Genomic DNA, 18,153 nt, shown 5'->3' with positions numbered 1-18,153 from the left:
TGCAACCCTGCGGCCTGCACGCATTGTTCACCGTGCCCTGGGCAGTACCCCTGGCGGGTATCCACATAACAAAAACAGGATTCACCATGGCCGCTTTTGAAATCCTTATTGCCGATGATCACCCCTTGTTTCGCAGTGCCTTGCAACAGGCGCTGACACTGGGTCTAGGGCCGGATGTGCGGCTGGTTGAAGCGGCCAGTATTGCTGAGCTGGAAGCCTGCCTGGCGCAGAAGACCGATTGGGATCTGGTGCTGCTTGACCTCAATATGCCCGGTGTCTACGGCTTCTCTGGCCTGGTGCTGCTGCGCGGGCAATACCCGCATATTCCGGTGGTGATGATCTCCGCTCAGGAAGAGCCGTCCATCGTCGCGCGCTCGCGAGAGTTTGGTGCCAGCGGCTTTATCCCCAAATCCAGCCCATTGGAAACCATCCAGCAGGCCGTGCGTCTGGTGCTTGATGGCGAAGTCTGGTGGCCACAGCAGACTCAGGAGGCGATTGCCCTGTCGGCTGAGGCCAAGGCCGCCAGCGCCGGCCTGGCCAGCCTGACGCCGCAGCAATTCCGTGTGCTGACCATGGTCTGTGACGGCTTGCTGAACAAGCAGATTGCCTATGAGCTGAGCGTCTCCGAGGCCACAGTTAAGGCCCATGTCACGGCGATTTTCCGCAAGCTCGGGGTTCGTACTCGCACACAGGCGGCGTTGCTGTTGCAGCAGCTGGAATCGATTCCATCTGACTGAAGTGCTTTTCTCCCGGGCTTGGCGTAGCCTGCCGGGCTTTCTCGAGATGGTTGTGATGATGTCGCCATTCAAAGGCCAGACCGGCCTTAAACGTGTTCTCAATGCCACCGGTTATTCCCTGGCCGGCCTGCGCGCCGCCTTTACCGGTGAAGCCGCCTTTCGACAGCTGCTGCTGATCAACCTGATTCTGGTGCCTTTGGCGTTCTATCTGGATGTCAGCCGCGTCGAGCGCGCCTTGATGGTTGCGGTGTGTCTGCTGGCGCTGATCGTCGAGCTGCTCAACTCGGCGGTGGAGGCGGCCATTGACCGCATCTCGCTGGAGCTGCACCCGCTGTCAAAGAATGCCAAGGACATGGGCAGCGCCGCCCAGTTCACTGCTCTCAGCCTGATTGCCCTGGTGTGGGCGATTATCCTGCTTGGCTAACTCCGCCGTCCTCAGGCGATAGTAGGCAGCACAATCTGATCGCTGCGCGTCACGCCGGCGGTCAGTGCGCGGCACAGTTCGATAAATTCACGCATGGCGGCGGTCTGGTACTTCTGTTTGTGCCAGATAAAGTAGAACTGCCGGCGTAGATCCAGCTCGGGAGTTTCCACCGCCACCAGGCTGCCGCGGCGAAACGCATCGCGCAATGCCAGGCGGGAAATACAGCCTATCCCCAGGCCTGATTCCACGGCACGTTTGATCGCCTCGGTGTGTTCCAGCTCCAGGCGGATATTCAGGCTGCTGGGGTGATGGCGCATGGCCTGGTCGAAGGTCAGGCGTGTGCCGGAGCCTTGTTCACGCAGAATCCAGGCCTCGCGCGTCAGCTCTTCCAGGCTCGCCTCACCACGCTGCGCCAGGGCATGCTGCGGCGCGCAGAACACCACCAGCTCATCTTCAACCCAGGGCTGCACCTCGATATCCGGGTGCTGGCAGTCACCTTCGATCATGCCCATGTCCAGCTCGTAATGGGCGATCTGCTGTACCACGTAGGCGGTGTTGTGCACCTGCAATTTGACCCGGCATTCCGGGTGGCGCTGCATAAAACTGCCGATCAGCAGGGTCGTCAGGTAGTTGCCGACCGTCAGGGTGGCGCCGACATTTAGCGAGCCGTAGCCACTCTTGCCGCCCAGCAGGCGCTCGATTTCCTTCGCCTGGTCGAGCAGCGCCACCGCTTGCGGCAACAGCTGCAGGCCGAGGGCGTTAAGGCACAGGCGTTTACCGGCGCGGTCGAACAGCTGGCAGTCGGACTGCCGCTCCAGTTCGCTGAGCGAAGTACTGGTGGCCGATTGCGACAGGGCCAGGGAATCGGCCGCGCGCGACACGCTTTCATGCTGGGCCACGGCGACGAAGACTTGCAGCTGTCTGAGAGTAAATCGCATATCTATATAACCGATAACCTATATCTTGATAATCAAGTTAACAGATATTCTGCCGCTCATTACAATGCCGTGCAATTGCGCACAGGCGCGCAGGCATCATCTATTCTTCGGAGCCCCGGCACATGAGCAACCTTAACTCCGAGCGCATTCTCAGCGTTCATCACTGGAACGACACGCTGTTCAGCTTCAAGTGCACCCGTGATCCAGGTTTGCGCTTCGAGAATGGCCAGTTTGTGATGATCGGCTTGCAGCAGGACAACGGCCGTCCACTGATGCGTGCCTACTCGATCGCCAGCCCGAACTGGGAAGAGCATCTGGAGTTCTTCAGCATCAAGGTGCCGGATGGTCCGCTGACCTCGCAGTTGCAGCACCTCAAGGAAGGCGATGAGGTGATCATCAGCAAGAAGCCCACCGGCACCCTGGTGCTCGATGACCTCAAACCCGGCAAGCACCTGTACCTGCTTAGCACCGGTACTGGGCTGGCGCCGTTTATGAGCGTGATTCAGGACCCGGAAACCTACGAGCGCTTTGAGAAGGTGATTCTGGTTCACGGCGTGCGTTATGTGAACGAAGTGGCCTACCGCGAATTCATCACCGAGCACCTGCCGCAGAACGAGTTCTTTGGCGATGCGCTGAAGGACAAACTGATCTACTACCCGACCGTGACCCGCGAGCCATTCGAGAATCAGGGTCGCCTGACTGACCTGATGCGCAGCGGCAAGTTGTTCAAGGACATCGGCCTGCCGCCGATCAATCCGCAGGACGACCGTGCAATGATCTGCGGTAGCCCGAGCATGCTTGATGAAACCAGCGAGGTGCTCAACGAGTTCGGCCTGCAGGTCTCGCCGCGCATGCGCGAGCCGGGTGATTACCTGATCGAGCGCGCCTTCGTCGAGAAGTAAGCCTGCCGTCATTATAAGCCCGCCAATTGGCGGGCTTTTTTATGCGCGCCTATTTCAGCTCAAGGGCGCTGTGCGCACGGTTACCGCCTTTCTGCTTGGCCCGATACATGGCGTTGTCAGCGTGTTGCAGCAGTTGCTGTTCATCCTGGGCGTGTTGCGGATACAGGGCGATGCCAATGCTCGGCAGAATGGTCTGGCTGCGTCCGCACAGCTCAAAGGGCTGATTAAGACTCTGGCGGATTTTCTCCGCCACCACATTGGCGTGATCGGCTGAGTGGAAGTCTTCCAGCAGCACGACGAATTCATCTCCGGCAAAGCGCGCCACGGTATCGACCTCACGTAGACACAGCTGGATACGCTGTGCGACGCCTTGCAGCAACTGATCGCCAGCAGCATGGCCGAGGCTGTCGTTGACCAGCTTGAACTTGTCCAGATCGAGAAACAGCAGCGCCACTTGCGACTGCTCGCGGCGCGCGCGGGCCAGGGCCGTATGCAAACGGTCGCGCAGTAGTGCGCGGTTGGGCAGTTGGGTGAGCTGGTCGTACTGCGCCATAAACTGCAGATGGCTGAGCATCTGCTGGCGCTCGATGGCCGTGGCCACCTGGGTCGAGACAAATTGCAGCAGTTCCTGATCACGTTCGCTGTAGCGCGTAGAAGCACTGCTCTGCACCAGCAGTGCGCCGATAATCCCACGGTGTGAGCGCAGCGGAACGCCGAGCCAGCTGTGTGAAACATCGGTCAGTGTTTGACAGGCGTTGGGCAGCAGCAGGGTGTTGCCGCTGCGAATCACCTGGGCGCTCAGCGTGGCAGCATTCAGCGGCGTATCGGCGGCCGTTGCTGGCGGTTGTTCGGCAGGGTAGGGGAAGCTCAGCTCGTCGTTCTGTTCATCGTACAGCGCCACGGAAAAACTGATGGTTGGCAGCAGTTCGCCAACGATCTGGTGCACCTGCTGAAACAGCCCGAGTAGGTCCTTGGCGGAATGGGCCGCTTCGGATATGCCGTACAGCGCGGTCTGCAGGGCTTCGCTGCGCTTACGTTCGGTGATGTCATGGGCGACAGCGATGCGTACCTGATCGTCTTCTGACCAGCGTGCAGACCAGAGGATGTAGACGGTGCTGCCATCCTTGCGCAGGTAACGGTTCTCGAAGTTCGGTTTATGCGCGCCGGCCATTATTTCCTTGGCGGCCTGCAGGGTTTTTGCGCGGTCTTCGGGATGCACCATATCGATCATCACCTGGCCGATCATCTCGTCTGCGCTGTAGCCGAAAATCCGCTGGCAGGCGGCGCTGACAAAAACGAAGCGACCGCGTCTGTCGACCACGCAGATGGCGTCGAGCAGCAGATCGACAAGGTTTTCGGTCGGCATGTAGGTGCTGGCTTTCATGCGCTCACATTATGTCGATAGGTGATTGACGGTTTATCGGGTCGGTTACTGGCCAATTGGCAGTATGACCCTTGTGTTCACCATACCCGCAAGGCGCCGAACAGTGAACGCCTGTTTGCCGCCGGCGGGTTTTGCCAAGTGCTGATGCGGTTGTCGCTGCGCCCGGCATCTGCTCAGTGTAGATGCCCAGTGTCGGTCGGGCGCTGCGCAGGCTATTGCACGTGGCTGAAGCGCTGCCCGGAGACGGCCGGATGGTAGATCGGCTGCACCTTGTTACCGGCGGGGTCGAGCAAGTGGAAGCTATGCGCGCCGTCGCCATGGGCAAAGGGGCGGTCGAGCAGGGTCACGCCTTGTGCCTTGAAGTAGGCGTACCAGGCGTGCAGCTCGTCAATGCTGTCGACGATAAAGCCGTAGTGATCCACCGCCTGTTCGCCGCTGCTGGGCACAGAGGCGCGACCCAGGGACAGATTGTCGTTACCGCAGGTCAGGTAGACCAGGTCTGGATTGGCGCGGTGCAGCACCTGCATGCCGAGAATATCCACGTAGAAGCGTTCGCAGGCTTCTAAGTCAGGGACCAGCAGGGCGATATGGCGCAAGCCATTGAGGCGACCGGGGCGTTGGAGCATGGTGAGGATCCTGTTTTGTATACATTTACATGGTAAATATAAGACAAAATGACTGCTCAGCCTATGTGTGCGTATGTGGGGCGCTAACTTGGTTCGCCGGCGGGCACGACTTCCAGTACGCAGATGCTGCCAGGCTGCGGGTAGTGCCAATGCACATCGACATCCCAGAAGCACGTGCCATAGCGGCGCTCCGGGCTGGGTTGCTGGTAGGCCGGGCGCGGGTCCTGGGCCAGGCATTGCTCAATCAACTCGACCAGCGGTTCATTCAGGCGTTGCCCGTGTTGGTTTGCCTGGATCAGCGCGCTGTCTTGCCAGCTGACGTCGATCAGCGCCGGCGCGCTTTCGGCGATGCGGTTGTAGGCTCCGGCGACGCTGTCGGCATAGGGCACGTAGGGTTTGATGTCCAGCACCGGGGTGCCGTCGAGTAGGTCGATGCCAGACAGCCACAGTTTGCCGGGCTCAACCTTGTCCAGCTTGACCACCGATTGGCCGATGCCATTGGGCCGGTGGGTGGCGCGGGTGCTGAAGACGCCGACCGACTGATTACCGCCCAGGCGCGGCGGGCGCACCTTGAGGCGCGGCTTGTCTTCCAGTGCCTGGTGAAACAGAAACAGCAGCCAGACATGGCTGACCTGCTCCAGCCCCTGCACGGCATCGCCGTTATCGAACGGGGCAACCAGCTCCAGTACGCCACGGGCCGCTGGGGCCAGTTGCGGCTGACGGGGAATGGCGAACTTCTCCTTGAAGCAGGAGCGGACAAAGCCGATGGGAGAAACCGAGTAGGACATGGCGACATGATCGAGTGAAAACGCCGCCATAGTACCTGACTAGAGGTGAAAACCGCCGTCGATCGGGATGATCGCGCCGGTCATATAGGTCCCGGCGGTGCTCGCCAGACTGATGGCCAGGGCGGCCATTTCTTCCTCGCGGCCCCAGCGCTGCATTGGGATCAGCGCGCAGTCCTCGGCCATGGCCGCCTCATCCTGGGCAATAAACTGGGTCATCTTGCTCGGGAAGCGCCCTGGGGCGATCACGTTGACGTTGATATGTTGGCCGACAAGTTCGCGGGCAAGCATGCGCGACAGCTGATGCAGCGCCGCTTTACTCGGGCCATAGGCATAGGCGTCTTCACCATGCGAGGTGATGCCGGCGACCGAGCCGATATTGATCACCCGCGCCGGATTCGCCGTACTGCCGGCCTTGCGCAGCAGCGGTAGCAATTGCTGGATGCAGCTGAACACCGAGGTCACATTGAGCTGCATGACCTTCTCCCAGCCCTTGGCCGGGTAGCTTTCCAGTGGTGCACCCCAGGTGGTGCCGGCGTTGTTCACCAGAATATCCAGGCTGGCGATCTGCCCGGTCAGCTGTTCGACCAGTACTTGCACACCTTCTTCGCTGGCCAGGTTGGCGGCAATTCCGTGGCAGGTGCCGAAGGCTGACAGCTCGGCCGCAGTTTGCGCGCAGGCTTCGCCATCACGGGCGCAAACGTAGACCGTGGCGCCAGCTTCGACAAAGGCTTTGGCGATCATCTTGCCGATACCGCGGGTGCCGCCGGTAACCAGGGCGGTGCGGCCTTGAAGGGAGAAGTAAGGGTGCATGGCGGATCCTTTTAACGGATGAGTGCCACTACCCTAATCATCTGGCTGCGCCATGGCAGTCATCATTGCCCGTGGAAATACGCTGCCATGCGGGCAGGCATGGCAGCGCGGCGCTGGGGGGTTAGCTGCGTACGCGCAGGGTCAGGCCCTTGAGGAAGTTGCGCAGAAACTGATCGCCGCAGGTGCGGTAGTTGCTGTGGCCGAACTTGCGAAACAACGCACTCATCTCCGGTTTGGACACCGGGCAATCGACGCTCTGCATGATGGCGTGCATATCGTCTTCCTTCAGCTCGAAGGCCACACGCAGTTTCTTCAGCACCATGTTGTTGGTGATCGGCAGCTCGAACGGCTGAGCCGGGCGGCTGTCGTCCTTGCCGCGTTTGAAGTGCACCAGGCCGTCGAGAAAATGCGCCATCAGCTCATCGTCGCAGGGCATGAAGCCTTCTTCGTCGTCCTTTTTGAGCATGGCTGCGAGGTCGTTGAGGGCGGCCTGTTTGCCGCTGAGTTGGATGATTTCGGCTAGCTGCGTATCAGTCACGTCGAGGCTGTAGCGCAGGCTGCGCAGTACATCGTTATTAAGCATGAGGGGGGCCTGGGAAGGGCCGATGCCTCTTTGCATCGGCGAAAAAATCAGAAGCGTTCTTTGCCGGCCAGATAGCGCCACTGGCCTGCGGGTACTTTGGCCATGGGCACGCCGCCGATGCGGATGCGCTTCATGCCTAGCACCTTGAGGTCGACGCTGTTGCACATAAAGACGATCTGTCCGGGCAGCGGGTTCTTCAGGGCGAAGCGCAGGCGGGTTTCGTTCTGCCAGCTGACCTTGCAGGGTGGCAATGCCACGCCGTTGAAGGTCAGGCCGTGCGCCAGGCGTTTGAGTTGGCTGGCGCTCAAGGTGCCGACGACTTCGACCACATATTCCTGCTCCAGTTTGCTCAGGTCTTCCTTGAGCTTGCGCTCGATGCGCCAGTCCTGGGTCAGTACATGCAGGCCGTCGGCGCCGGCTTGCAGCGGTGCACAGCTGACCAAGCGGGCGAAATGGCTTTTCAGCGGGCGGATGCCAGCAGCGTCATCGGTCCAGTGGCTGGCTGCGCCGATACCTTCCACTGCGCGTTCCTGGTTATGCCCATTGGGCACATTCAGGAGCAACGTGACCGGCTCGATCGGCGCCAGGACGGCATTGGGCAGCAGCTCCACGCGCTGTTCGGCGACTTTGAGCTGGGGCTCTTCTACGACCACACCATCCACCGTGACCCAGCCGCCCTCGATATAGAGTTCGGCCTCGCGGCGCGAACAGCCAATCACTTCGATCAGGCGTTTGGACAGGCGAATGGGATCGGTCATAAAAACGGTCATCGGCAAAAAAAGGGCCGCCATTGTAACCGGACAGGCCCTCTGTGCACGGAACATCGGGCGAACGGCGGCGGTAAAGGCTGTTATCAGCAGCGGTGCGCAGAAGACGGGCCAGGTGAGTCTTTTTCTTCGGCAATAAAAAACCGCTCCGAAGAGCGGTTTTTCTTACCTTGAGTGCTTAGCCGCCCAGGTAGGCGTCGCGCACCTTCGGATCGTTCAGCAAGTCGTGGCCGCTGCCTTGCATGACGATCCGACCGTTCTCCAGTACATAACCGCGGTCAGCCAGCTTGAGCGCCTGGTTGGCGTTCTGCTCGACCAGGAACACCGTTACACCGTCCTTGCGCAGTTGTTCGATGATGTCGAAGATCTGCTGGATGATGATCGGCGCCAGGCCCAGCGACGGCTCGTCGAGCAGCAGCAGCTTGGGCTTGCTCATCAGCGCACGGCCGATGGCGAGCATCTGCTGCTCACCGCCGGACATGGTACCGGCGCGCTGGGCAAAGCGTTCCTTCAGGCGCGGGAACAGGTGCAAGACCTTGTCCAGCTGCTCCTGATTGTCAGCCTTGCTGCCGAAGAAACCGCCCATCACCAGGTTTTCTTCTACGGTCAGGCGGGAGAACACCCGGCGACCTTCCGGCACCACGGCAATGCTCTTGCGCATGATGCTCGGGGTGTCCTGGCCGATCAGCTCTTCACCCTGGTAGCGGATACTGCCGCTGCTCGCCTGGGGCGAACCGCAGAGGGTCATCAGCAGCGTCGACTTGCCGGCACCGTTGGCACCGATCAGGGTGACGATCTCACCCTGACGGACTTCGACGTTGACGTCATGCAGCGCCTGGATCTTGCCGTAGAAGGTGGAAACGTTCTCGAAATACAGCATCACGCTTCCCCCAGGTAGGCTTTGATCACGTCCGGGTTGGCGCGGATCTGCTCCGGCGTGCCGTCCGCCAGGGGCGTGCCCTGGTTGATCACATAGATATGGTCGGAAATGCTCATGACCAGCTTCATGTCGTGCTCAATCAGCAGCACGGTGACATTGTGCTGGTCGCTGAGCACGCGGATCAGCGCCTTGAGGTCATCGGTTTCGCGCGGGTTGAGGCCGGCGGCTGGCTCGTCGAGCATCAGGATGCTCGGGCGGGTCATCATGCAGCGGGCGATTTCCAGGCGGCGTTGCTGACCGTAGGCCAGGGTGCCGGCCGTGCGGTTGGCAAACTCGGTCAGGTTGACCTGCTCCAGCCAGTGCGCGGCGAACTCCATGGCTTCGCGTTCGCTCTTGCGAAACGCCGGGGTCTTCAGCAGGCCCGCCAGGTAGTTGGTGTTGAGGTGGCGGTGCTGAGCGATCAGCAGGTTTTCCACCGCCGTCATGTCCTTGAACAGACGCACGTTCTGGAACGTGCGCACCACGCCTTTGCGCGCAATTTTGTGGCCAGGCAGGCCTTCGATCTGCTCGCCATTGAGGCGGATACTGCCGCTGGTAGGCTGATAGAAGCCAGTTAGGCAGTTGAACACGGTGGTCTTGCCGGCACCGTTCGGGCCGATCATCGACACAACCTGTTTTTCCTTGACCTGCAGGTTCACCCCGTTGACGGCCAGCAGGCCGCCGAAGCGCATGGACAGGCCGCTTACTTCTAAGATCGGGCGGCTCATTGCTTCAGCTCCAGGTGCGGACGTTGCATGGGCAGCAGGCCCTGCGGACGCCAGATCATCATCAATACCATCAGGGCGCCGAACATCAGCATGCGGTATTCGTTGAATTCACGTGCCAGCTCCGGCAGCAGGATCATCACGATGGCCGCGAGGATGATGCCGAGCTGCGAGCCCATGCCGCCCAATACGACGATGGCGAGGATGATCGCCGACTCGATAAAGGTGAACGACTGCGGGCTGACCAGGCCTTGGCGCGCGGCAAAGAAGCTGCCGGCGAACCCGGCGAAGCAGGCACCAATGGTGAAGGCCGAGAGCTTGATCGCGGTGGGGTTCATACCCAGGGCGCGGCAGGCGATTTCGTCTTCGCGCAGGGCTTCCCATGCACGGCCGATCGGCATGCGCAGCAGGCGGTTGATCACGAACAGGGTCAACAACACCAGCAGCAGGGCGATCAGGTAGAGGAAGATCACCTTGTTGATCGAGTTGTAAGCCACCCCGAAGTACTCGTGGAAGGTCTGCATACCTTCGGCGGCCTTACGGTCGAACGACAGGCCGAACAGCGTTGGCTTGGGGATCGAACCAATGCCGTTGGGGCCACCGGTCAGCCAGGTCATGTTGTTCAGCAGGATGCGGATGATCTCGCCAAAACCCAGGGTGACGATGGCCAGATAGTCGCCGCGCAGGCGCAGCACCGGGAAGCCCAGGATAAAGCCGAAGAATGCCGCCATCAGGCCGGCAATCGGCAGACAGATCCAGAAGCTCAGGCCGAAGTAGAACGACAGTAGCGCGTAGCTGTAGGCGCCTACGGCGTAGAAGGCGACGTAGCCGAGGTCGAGCAGACCCGCCAGACCGACCACGATGTTCAGGCCCAGGCCGAGCATCACGTAGATCAGGATCAGCGTGGCGATATCCACCGCCCCGCGCGAGCCGAAGAACGGCCAGGCCAGGGCGACGACGATCAGGCCGAGCACAATCCAGCGCTGGGTCGAGGGCAGGGTGAGGAACTCGCTGGCTTTGCCCTGCATGCTGGGCAGCTTGGGCGCGTGGCTCCAGGCGGCGCTCAGGTGGTTGCGGAACAGCTGCCAGAAGAACATGGCAATCGAGCAGCCGAAGATGGTCCACAGCACGGCTGGGCTGGCGCCTTGTACTTCGAGCTTGATGCCGACGGTGGAGAGCTTTAGACCGATAACTGGGTAGGCCACGGCCAACACCAGCAGGGCACTGAAGATCGCGGTTCTGAGATTCTTGGTAATGGAGGTACTCATACTTTTTCAACCTCCGGACGGCCGAGAATACCGGTTGGACGGAACAGCAGCACCAATACGAGCAGGCTGAACGCCACCACGTCCTTGTACTGGTCGCCGAAGATATCGGCGCCAAAGGCTTCGGCCACCCCCAGCAGCAGACCACCGAGTACCGCTCCGGGAATGCTGCCGATACCGCCGAGTACCGCAGCGGTGAAGGCCTTGATGCCGGCGAGGAAGCCCAGGTGCGGGTTGATCACGCCGTATTGCATGCCTAGCAGCACGGCGGCCACCGCGGCCAGCGCGGCACCGATGACGAAGGTCAGGGCGATGATGTTGTTGGTGTTGATGCCCAGCAGGTTGGCCATCTTCAGGTCTTCAGCACAGGCGCGGCAGGCGCGGCCCAGGCGTGAACGGGAGATAAACAGCGTCAGCCCGACCATGACAAAGAAGGTGACGACGAAAATCAGCACCTGCATATAGGAAATCACCACGCCATTCATGGCGCTCTCGCCGAAGACGAAGTTGCCTGGTAGCAGGTTGGGGATCGATTTGTCCTTGGAGTCCTGCGCCAGAAGCACCTGGTTCTGCAGGAAGATCGACATGCCGATGGCGGAAATCAGCGGAATCAGACGGTTGCCGCCGCGCAGAGGGCGGTAGGCGACCCGTTCGATGCTGTAGCCATAGGCGCTGGCGACAATGATGCTGGCGGCGAAGGCCGCAATCATCACGATGGGTAAACTGTCCAGGCCATACATGGCCAGGCCGGCGACCACAATGAAGGCTACGTACGAGCCAATCATGTAAACCTCGCCATGGGCGAAGTTGATCATGCCGATAATGCCGTAAACCATGGTGTAGCCGATGGCAATCAAGGCATAGGTGCTGCCAACGGTCAGACCGTTAACCAGCTGTTGCAGGTAGTGATAAAGATCAGGCATTGCCTAACTCCTGGGTTGTCACGCAAGGCAGCGCTTTTGGCGCAGCATGCAACCGGAATTCTTCTAATAAACAAAACCCACTGCCGGAGCAGTGGGTTTTGGGTTCAGGCTAAGAGCTTACTTGGCTTCGGACTTGGTGCCGTCCTGGTGCCATTCGTAGACGACGAAGCTGAAGTCTTTCAGATCGCCCTTCTCGTCGAAGGCCAGGGTGCCAGTTGGGGTGTCGAAGCTGCTGGCACGCAGGGCTGCGGCCACTTTAGCGGTGTCGGTATCGCCAGCCTTGGTGATGCCTTCGGCGATCACTTGTACTGCGGCGTAAGCCGGGAACACGAATGGACCGCTGGAGTCTTCATTTTTGGCTTTGAACGCATCAACCAGCGCCTGGTTGCGTGGGTCCTGGTCGAACGACTTCGGCAGGGTAACCAGCAGGCCTTCGGAAGCTGGGCCGGCGATGGCCGAGATTTCCTTGTTGCCTACGCCTTCTGGGCCCATGAACTTGGCGCTCAGGCCTTTCTCAGCCGACTGACGCAGCAGCAGGCCCAGTTCTGGGTGGTAGCCACCGTAGTAGATGAAGTCCACGCCGGCTTGCTTGAGCTTGGCGACCATTGCGGAGAAGTCCTTGTCGCCGGCGTTGATGCCTTCGAACAGAACAACCTTGGTGCCTTTGCTTTCCAGGGTCTGCTTGACCGCGGTGGCAATGCCTTCACCGTACTGCTGCTTGTCGTGGATTACTGCAACGGCTTTTGGCTTGACGTGGTCAGCGATGAAGTTGCCCGCGGTTGGGCCTTGCAGGCTGTCCAGGCCGATGGTGCGGAACACCAGCTCGTAGCCGCGCGAGGTGATGTCCGGGCTGGTGGACGCGGCAGTGACCATCAGGATGCCTTCGTCTTCGTAGATGTCGGACGCTGGCTGAGTGGAGCTGGAGCAGAGGTGGCCAACCACGAATTTAACTTCGTCGTTGACGATCTTGTTGGCTACGGCAACGGCTTGCTTCGGATCACAGGCGTCGTCATAGACCACACCTTCGAGCATTGCGCCGTTCACCCCGCCGGCCTTGTTGATCTGCTCGATGGCCATCTTGGCACCGATGAACTGCATTTCACCGTATTGCGCGACGGCGCCGGTGACTGGGCCTGCCAGGCCAATTTTGATGGTGTCAGCCGCTACCGAGTAGCTGGCAACGCCAGCCATGGCCATGGCGGCAAACAGTTTGGAAATCTGCTTAGTAGCCTTGTTCATAGTGCTCCGCTCTTATTGGTTTTGATTGTTGTAGTTCTGGCGGCCAAAGCTGCAGAACCGGGTTGTTTCCCCGGTCATCCCCCCGGCAACTGTACCGGTGCAGTGTAGAGCGCGGCTTTGCGGCTTGAAAAGCGGCTTGCTGGGGGCAAAACCCTGGGGTGTCGCTTTAACGTAATAAACGTATAGAAAAACGGCGTGTCTTGATCGCCGTTGGTAACGTCGCGAACAGCGTTGCGAATTTGCCAGCGGGCAGGTCGACGCTATCATGGCGGCCGACTAAAAAAGCGCTCACCAATGACAGGGCAATCCATGACAGAACAACCTAGCACCCTCTATGCCAAGCTGCTTGGTGAAACTGCAGCTATTACCTGGCAGGAGCTGCAACCTTTCTTCGCCCGTGGCGCCTTGCTGCTGGTCGACGGCACTCAGGATCTGATCGAAGTGGCGCAGGCTGTGGCGCTGAACGACCAGGAAAAAGTCGCCGCCTGGCTGCCGGGATCTTGAGCAAGGCTGACGACAGCCGCGCCGAAGACCTGCTAAACCGTAATCCAGAGCTGTGGGCGGTGGTTGTAGCCCCCTGGGTGTTGGCTCAGGAACGCACTCCGCGCACGCCGCTGCACTGATCTGGCGCGTGCACCTCGGTCATCTTGAGCAACTATGCTGGCAGCACCATGGACTGATTGCAGGAGCTGCCAGCATGTTTGAACCCGGACATTTGCATCGCGCCAATACCTTGGCCTCCGCCGATACGCCGCTGTTTAGCGTCGACCTTCATTACGAAGTCCGCCAGGACCCGGCCGAAGGCCCGATGTTGCATATGCGCATGCACGGCCAGGTGAACGGCAAGGCGTTTGAAGAAGTCTTCGAACTGCACCGCGATACTGCCTACAACTTCGCCAGTGTGGCCACGCGGCTGGCACACAAGCATGGGCTACCGACCAACAGCAGCCTGATCATGCGCAGCCACGCCGAGTACGACCTGATGTTCGAAGACATTCGCGCCAAGCTTGGTGCGCACAGCGGCGAGCCGGTCAATCTCGATCATCTGGAGAAGGACGGTCTGTAAGGTGTTGTACGGGCGTTGACTGGCGGGACAGGTTCTGGCTCCGCTGGGTTAAGATGGCGACCATCAATGAGTCGGAGTCTGCCTATGTCCACCTCCCGTCCTGCTTTGGCATTTGCTGGTATTGGCCTTATGGGCCTGCCCATGAGCCAGCGCCTGTTGGCCGCTGGCTATCCGCTGAGCGTGTGGAATCGTTCCCCTGATAAGTGCACGCCATTGCAGGCGTTGGGCGCGCAAGCGGTGGCCAGCCCGGCGCAGCTCTGTGCTCAGGCCGATGTCGTCATGCTTTGCCTGGCCAACACCGATGTAGTGCGCGAGGTGGTATTCGGTCCCGGCGGCATTGTGGAAATGGGCAAGCCGGGGCAGGTACTGGTGGATTTCTCCAGCCTGGAGCCGGCCGCCACCCGTGAAATGGCTGCTGAACTGCATGCTCGCTGTGGCATGCGCTGGGTAGATGCGCCGGTTTCCGGCGGCACACCGGGCGCGGCCAACGGCACACTGGCGATCATGGCCGGTGGCCGGGTTGAGGATATCGAACGGGTTAGGCCGATCCTTGCACATCTGGGGCAACGCCTGACGCGCATGGGTGACGTTGGCGCAGGCCAGGTGACCAAGGTGTGCAACCAGATGATCGTCGCCTGTAACGCGTTGGTGATCGCTGAGGTGGTGGCGTTGGCCGAGCAGGCCGGGGTCGATGCCAGCCTGATTGCACCCGCGCTGGCCGGCGGTTTTGCCGACTCCAAGCCGCTGCAGATTCTTGCGCCACAGATGGCCGAGAGTCAGTTCGAGCCGGTCAAATGGCATGTGCGCACCTTGCTCAAGGATCTCGATACGGCGGTCAAGCTGTCGCAGTAGATCGGCTCGGCCACGCCGGTCAGCGGCCTGGCGGCGCAGCTGATGCGCCAGCACGGCAGCCAGGGCAATCTGGAGCGTGACCCTGCGACCCTGGTTCAGCTCTATCGGGCGCCGCAGCCTCAAGAATCACAGCCATGAAGATTGCGGCCAACCTGTCGTTGTTGTTTACCGAGTTACCGCTGCGTGAGCGGATAGTGGCTGCCGCCGCTGCCGCCGCTGCCGCCGCTGCCGGCTTTGATGGTGTGGAAATCCAGTTTCCCTACGAGCTGCCGGCCATTGCCCTGAAAGAGGCACTGGAGGCTGCGGGTATGCCGCTGCGCCTGATCAACCTGCCAGCCGGTGATCTGATGAGTGGTGGTGCTGGTTTGGCTGCGGTCCCCGCACGTCAGTCAGAGTTTGCTGCGGCGTTGCAGCAGGCCTTGAGCTACGCCGCCATGGTGCGGCCAGCGCTGGTCAATGTGCTGCCGGGTCGCCTGGCCGAGGGTGTAGAGCCTGAACAGGCGCTGGCCTGTCTGATCGACAACCTGCGCAAGACTGCCGAGGCCTTTCAGTTGTTGGGTATTGGTGTGGTGGTGGAGGCGATCAACCCGCTGGATATGCCAGGGTTTATGATCAATACCCCGGAGCAGCTGAATGAGTTGCTCAAGGCGGTGGCCCATCCCAATCTGACTGCGCAGTACGACCTCTACCATATGGCGCGGCAGGGTCTGGATATACAGGCGGGTATCACTTTGCTGGCCGGGCGTATTGGTCATGTGCAGTTTGCCGATTATCCGGGGCGCGGTGCGCCGGGCAGTGGCGAATTGCAGTTCGCGCCGTTGCTCAAGGCTTTGCGTGACTGTGGGTATCAGGGCTGGGTAGCGGCCGAATATCGACCGGGAGAGGCGGGCACCTTGGCCAGTTTGAGTTGGTTGAGTGAGTGGTGAGCAATGCTCGCCTAAAGGATGCGCCTGTTTTTCGCAACGACTGCAGCGGAAAACAGGCGCTACGGCCTTATTCTTGCGGGCTTTCGTGGTACTTGTTGAGCGAGATAACCCGGGTCTTGCCGATACGGTGGCGGTAGATCTCGCGCAGGTACTTGATCGCCTTTTTCACGCTTTCACGGGATAGACGGATATCGTTGATCGAGACGAATTTGTCCTGATCGTGGATCAGCTCGCGGTACTTCTTCTCGTACATCGGCTTGATCGCGTACCAGTTGGTATCGAGGATCTTCGCCGGGTTCTCAAACTCGTTGAGCATGGCGTCGACCCGCACTTCATCGAACTCATCGCTCATGATGAAATCGAGAATGGCGTTGTCCAGGCTTTCGTCGAAGCGGTGCGGGTCGCGGGCAAAGCAGCGCTTGATAAAGGCCACGATCAGGGTCAGGAAGTCATCCGACAGGCACGGGCTTTTGGCGATCAGGGTGGTCAGTGACAGGTTGGCCGAGGCGCCAATCACCAGTGCATAGCGCTTCAGCGTGGTGTTGGGGAACAGGCTGTTGAGGTGGGTCTTGAGCCGGTTCAGATCCATATAGGACAGCTTGTAGTCTTTCGGCAGCGAGACGATCGATACCACCGAGGAGCAGTTCTTGAAGAAGTGCAGGTCGCTGAGTTTGGCGGCGTTGTAATCGGACTTTTTGTACTCATCCAGCGCTTCGCGATAACGCTTGGACTCGATCGGCAGCAGGCTGATGCCTTCGATGGCCTGGGTGACCTTGTTGAAGTGCGGCAGGTCGATGGAGCGGAAGAACAGGTCGTCGATGTTCAGCCGCGACGGTTCCTTGTCCAGCACGCGGAACTTGTCCAGCGCTGCGGCGCTCTGCTCCGGCACCACCGATTCGGCATACGCCACGGCCACCGGACCGGCCAGGCTCATAAACAGGTCGTTGGCGTCCAGGCGGATGGTTTCACCAATGTCGATGCCGGCGCGGCGGAAGTAGTTCTGGTCGTAGTCGGTGGTCACTGCCTGGGCGGTGAGAATGTTGAAGATCTGCTGCGAGATGTACTGGTTGGCGTGACGCTCCATGGCGTTGACGTCGATGTTCTGGATATTGCCGTCATCGCTTTCTTCGGCGTAACGCATGATGTCGTTGGAGATCAGCATCATGGCGTTCCATGGACGGATGCGGCGCATCACGCTTTCTTCGCTGTTCTCTTCATTGTCGAAGTTGTAGGAGAAGTCCCACTCCTCGGCGAGGTACTTGCACAGCAGGCGGCCGGCGTTGATATGCAGGGCTTCGGACATCTCGCTGCGCTGGTCGGAGATGTTCGGCAGGATGCAGATGCCGCTGGTGAAGATTGGCTCGAAGACGAAGCTGTGGTCACGGTTCTCCGGGCTTTCCTCGAAGTTCTTGGTGTCGAAGGTCTTGCTCATGTAGGCGAACTGCTGCGCCAGGCCGAACTCTGAAGCCATGCCCGAGCCAGTGCCGCCACCGGCGCTGAAGATGTAGAAGTACAGGCGCGACTGGTTGGCCTTGATGCCGCACGAATCGATCAGGTAGCTGTGAATGAATTTCCAGTCTTCGTTGGTGAAGCGCTGGGTGTCCTTGTTAAGGATGATCTTGGCCAGGTATTGGCCGAGGATCGGCGCGTTACCGGCGCCGCCGGCATGCACCTCGGAGAGGTCCATGATTTTCATCTTGCTGTAGTCGCTGAGGAACCCGCTGGTTTCGCCCTTGCGCGAGAAGCGGATGCGTCCCTCGATGTCCTTGTCCAGGTCGCCGAGCATCACCAGTGGCTCGATCAGAAATACCGGTTTGCTGTCTTTGCTCGGAGCACGCAGCAGGTTGCTGCGAATCCAACGGGTGGGGCGAAAATCCTGTTCGGCAACGGTTTTTTCTTCGTTGTTGAATTCGCTCAGGTAGAACTGCCGGGCGTTGTAGACCAGCGATGCAACATCCAATGCGATGTTCGAGCCGCATCGGCCAAGGCCGATCAGGCAAACAGAGGGGAAGTGCTGCACCCGCCGTTCGTTGTCGTCATCCTGCGGGGCTGGGGGAAACACCAGGCTGCGCAGGCCGTCGAGGTTATCGAGGATGCGATCGATGTCGCGCTCGGTGAAATACATGTACTGCTCGCCGCTGCTATCCAAGCGCATTGGCGGCGGTAGAGGGGCCAGTCGCTCGATTGGAGCGAGCAGGGTATCAGCCAGGTCAGCCAGTGTGGCTTCGGTCGCGGGGGAGGTCACAGCGTCTTTTTTTGTTTTCATTTAGAGACATTCC

Annotated in this window: 18 protein-coding genes and 2 pseudogenes; 7 read left to right on the top strand and 13 right to left on the bottom strand. The window is 60.2% G+C overall.

Annotated features, from left to right (window positions below):
• Positions 1-86 precede the first annotated feature (86 nt).
• Positions 87-737 carry a response regulator transcription factor ErdR gene (gene erdR / locus BLW24_RS00155; RefSeq protein WP_090375253.1) on the top strand — a complete coding sequence of 217 codons (651 nt, stop codon included), beginning with the start codon at positions 87-89 and terminating at the stop codon, positions 735-737.
• Positions 738-789: 52 nt separating this feature from the next.
• Positions 790-1,161, top strand: a complete 372-nt coding sequence (locus BLW24_RS00150; protein WP_178124372.1) for a diacylglycerol kinase — start codon at positions 790-792, stop codon at positions 1,159-1,161.
• Positions 1,162-1,172: 11 nt separating this feature from the next.
• On the opposite strand, the gene BLW24_RS00145 is transcribed toward BLW24_RS00150, so the two are convergent.
• Positions 1,173-2,099: a LysR family transcriptional regulator gene (locus tag BLW24_RS00145; RefSeq protein WP_090375251.1), complete on the bottom strand. Its 927-nt coding sequence runs from the start codon at positions 2,097-2,099 to the stop codon at positions 1,173-1,175.
• 122 nt (positions 2,100-2,221) lie between these two features.
• Between BLW24_RS00145 and fpr the strand changes: the two genes are divergently transcribed.
• Positions 2,222-3,001 (top strand): ferredoxin-NADP reductase, encoded by a 780-nt coding sequence (gene fpr / locus BLW24_RS00140; protein ID WP_090375249.1) that lies wholly within the window; start codon positions 2,222-2,224, stop codon positions 2,999-3,001.
• Positions 3,002-3,050: 49 nt separating this feature from the next.
• On the opposite strand, the gene BLW24_RS00135 is transcribed toward fpr, so the two are convergent.
• The 11 genes from BLW24_RS00135 to BLW24_RS00085 all read right to left on the bottom strand — a co-directional run bounded on the left by BLW24_RS00135 (position 3,051) and on the right by BLW24_RS00085 (position 13,030).
• Positions 3,051-4,385 (bottom strand): GGDEF domain-containing protein, encoded by a 1,335-nt coding sequence (locus BLW24_RS00135; RefSeq protein ID WP_090375247.1) that lies wholly within the window; start codon positions 4,383-4,385, stop codon positions 3,051-3,053.
• A gap of 212 nt (positions 4,386-4,597) precedes the next feature.
• On the bottom strand, positions 4,598-5,011 hold the full coding sequence (locus tag BLW24_RS00130; protein ID WP_090375245.1) for a VOC family protein: 414 nt from the start codon (positions 5,009-5,011) through the stop codon (positions 4,598-4,600).
• Between the two features lie 83 nt (positions 5,012-5,094).
• Complete coding sequence (gene tsaA, locus BLW24_RS00125) at positions 5,095-5,799, bottom strand: tRNA (N6-threonylcarbamoyladenosine(37)-N6)-methyltransferase TrmO (RefSeq protein WP_090375243.1); 705 nt, start codon at positions 5,797-5,799, stop codon at positions 5,095-5,097.
• Between the two features lie 39 nt (positions 5,800-5,838).
• Positions 5,839-6,609 (bottom strand): SDR family oxidoreductase, encoded by a 771-nt coding sequence (locus tag BLW24_RS00120; RefSeq protein WP_090375241.1) that lies wholly within the window; start codon positions 6,607-6,609, stop codon positions 5,839-5,841.
• A gap of 121 nt (positions 6,610-6,730) precedes the next feature.
• A complete protein-coding gene (locus BLW24_RS00115; protein WP_090375239.1) occupies positions 6,731-7,192 on the bottom strand; it encodes a YehS family protein in 462 nt (153 codons plus the stop codon).
• Positions 7,193-7,239: 47 nt separating this feature from the next.
• Positions 7,240-7,950 (bottom strand): rRNA pseudouridine synthase, encoded by a 711-nt coding sequence (locus tag BLW24_RS00110; protein WP_090387580.1) that lies wholly within the window; start codon positions 7,948-7,950, stop codon positions 7,240-7,242.
• Between the two features lie 187 nt (positions 7,951-8,137).
• Positions 8,138-8,839 (bottom strand): ABC transporter ATP-binding protein, encoded by a 702-nt coding sequence (locus tag BLW24_RS00105; RefSeq protein ID WP_090375237.1) that lies wholly within the window; start codon positions 8,837-8,839, stop codon positions 8,138-8,140.
• Positions 8,839-9,606, bottom strand: coding sequence for a high-affinity branched-chain amino acid ABC transporter ATP-binding protein LivG (gene livG / locus BLW24_RS00100; RefSeq protein WP_090375235.1), 768 nt, complete (start codon positions 9,604-9,606; stop codon positions 8,839-8,841). The genes BLW24_RS00105 and livG overlap by 1 nt, the downstream gene beginning before the upstream one ends.
• The gene (locus BLW24_RS00095) at positions 9,603-10,871 is read right to left on the bottom strand and encodes a high-affinity branched-chain amino acid ABC transporter permease LivM (protein ID WP_420874973.1); all 1,269 of its coding nucleotides are present in this window, start codon (positions 10,869-10,871) and stop codon (positions 9,603-9,605) included. The genes livG and BLW24_RS00095 overlap by 4 nt, the downstream gene beginning before the upstream one ends.
• Entirely contained in the window at positions 10,868-11,791 is a 924-nt protein-coding gene (gene livH, locus BLW24_RS00090) for a high-affinity branched-chain amino acid ABC transporter permease LivH (RefSeq protein WP_090375233.1), read from the bottom strand. The genes BLW24_RS00095 and livH overlap by 4 nt, the downstream gene beginning before the upstream one ends.
• Before the next feature lie 117 nt (positions 11,792-11,908).
• Positions 11,909-13,030, bottom strand: coding sequence for a branched-chain amino acid ABC transporter substrate-binding protein (locus BLW24_RS00085; RefSeq protein WP_090375231.1), 1,122 nt, complete (start codon positions 13,028-13,030; stop codon positions 11,909-11,911).
• A 309-nt stretch (positions 13,031-13,339) separates the two neighbouring features.
• Here BLW24_RS00085 and BLW24_RS00080 point away from each other — a divergent pair.
• From BLW24_RS00080 to BLW24_RS00065, 4 genes and pseudogenes are all read left to right on the top strand, one after another.
• Positions 13,340-13,653: pseudogene (locus BLW24_RS00080) on the top strand (DUF2288 domain-containing protein).
• A gap of 74 nt (positions 13,654-13,727) precedes the next feature.
• On the top strand, positions 13,728-14,096 hold the full coding sequence (locus BLW24_RS00075; protein WP_090375229.1) for a DUF5064 family protein: 369 nt from the start codon (positions 13,728-13,730) through the stop codon (positions 14,094-14,096).
• An 84-nt stretch (positions 14,097-14,180) separates the two neighbouring features.
• Positions 14,181-15,086, top strand: a pseudogene (locus BLW24_RS00070) (NAD(P)-dependent oxidoreductase).
• A complete protein-coding gene (locus BLW24_RS00065) occupies positions 15,083-15,874 on the top strand; it encodes a hydroxypyruvate isomerase family protein (RefSeq protein ID WP_090375227.1) in 792 nt (263 codons plus the stop codon). The pseudogene BLW24_RS00070 and the gene BLW24_RS00065 overlap by 4 nt, the downstream one beginning before the upstream one ends.
• A gap of 67 nt (positions 15,875-15,941) precedes the next feature.
• Here BLW24_RS00065 and BLW24_RS00060 read toward each other — a convergent pair whose 3' ends face one another.
• Positions 15,942-18,119 carry a hypothetical protein gene (locus BLW24_RS00060; protein ID WP_420875017.1) on the bottom strand — a complete coding sequence of 726 codons (2,178 nt, stop codon included), beginning with the start codon at positions 18,117-18,119 and terminating at the stop codon, positions 15,942-15,944.
• Between the last annotated feature and the right edge of the window lie 34 nt (positions 18,120-18,153).

The organism is Pseudomonas anguilliseptica (assembly GCF_900105355.1).
In the GTDB taxonomy this organism is placed as follows: domain Bacteria; phylum Pseudomonadota; class Gammaproteobacteria; order Pseudomonadales; family Pseudomonadaceae; genus Aquipseudomonas; species Aquipseudomonas anguilliseptica.
The sequence above is the reverse complement of the archived record's forward strand: the minus strand, read 5'-3'. Positions and strand labels throughout refer to the sequence as shown.

Bases quoted from the DNA above. Each gene is read 5' to 3' on its own strand.
- erdR (WP_090375253.1), top strand. From the start codon at position 87: ATGGCCGCTTTTGAAATCCTTATTGCCGATGATCACCCCTTGTTTCGC.
- BLW24_RS00145 (WP_090375251.1), bottom strand. From the start codon at position 2,099: ATGCGATTTACTCTCAGACAGCTGCAAGTCTTCGTCGCCGTGGCCCAG.
- fpr (WP_090375249.1), top strand. From the start codon at position 2,222: ATGAGCAACCTTAACTCCGAGCGCATTCTCAGCGTTCATCACTGGAAC.
- BLW24_RS00135 (WP_090375247.1), bottom strand. From the start codon at position 4,385: ATGAAAGCCAGCACCTACATGCCGACCGAAAACCTTGTCGATCTGCTG.
- BLW24_RS00130 (WP_090375245.1), bottom strand. From the start codon at position 5,011: ATGCTCCAACGCCCCGGTCGCCTCAATGGCTTGCGCCATATCGCCCTG.
- tsaA (WP_090375243.1), bottom strand. From the start codon at position 5,799: ATGTCCTACTCGGTTTCTCCCATCGGCTTTGTCCGCTCCTGCTTCAAG.
- BLW24_RS00120 (WP_090375241.1), bottom strand. From the start codon at position 6,609: ATGCACCCTTACTTCTCCCTTCAAGGCCGCACCGCCCTGGTTACCGGC.
- BLW24_RS00115 (WP_090375239.1), bottom strand. From the start codon at position 7,192: ATGCTTAATAACGATGTACTGCGCAGCCTGCGCTACAGCCTCGACGTG.
- BLW24_RS00110 (WP_090387580.1), bottom strand. From the start codon at position 7,950: ATGACCGATCCCATTCGCCTGTCCAAACGCCTGATCGAAGTGATTGGC.
- BLW24_RS00105 (WP_090375237.1), bottom strand. From the start codon at position 8,839: ATGCTGTATTTCGAGAACGTTTCCACCTTCTACGGCAAGATCCAGGCG.
- livG (WP_090375235.1), bottom strand. From the start codon at position 9,606: ATGAGCCGCCCGATCTTAGAAGTAAGCGGCCTGTCCATGCGCTTCGGC.
- BLW24_RS00095 (WP_420874973.1), bottom strand. From the start codon at position 10,871: ATGAGTACCTCCATTACCAAGAATCTCAGAACCGCGATCTTCAGTGCC.
- livH (WP_090375233.1), bottom strand. From the start codon at position 11,791: ATGCCTGATCTTTATCACTACCTGCAACAGCTGGTTAACGGTCTGACC.
- BLW24_RS00085 (WP_090375231.1), bottom strand. From the start codon at position 13,030: ATGAACAAGGCTACTAAGCAGATTTCCAAACTGTTTGCCGCCATGGCC.
- BLW24_RS00075 (WP_090375229.1), top strand. From the start codon at position 13,728: ATGTTTGAACCCGGACATTTGCATCGCGCCAATACCTTGGCCTCCGCC.
- BLW24_RS00065 (WP_090375227.1), top strand. From the start codon at position 15,083: ATGAAGATTGCGGCCAACCTGTCGTTGTTGTTTACCGAGTTACCGCTG.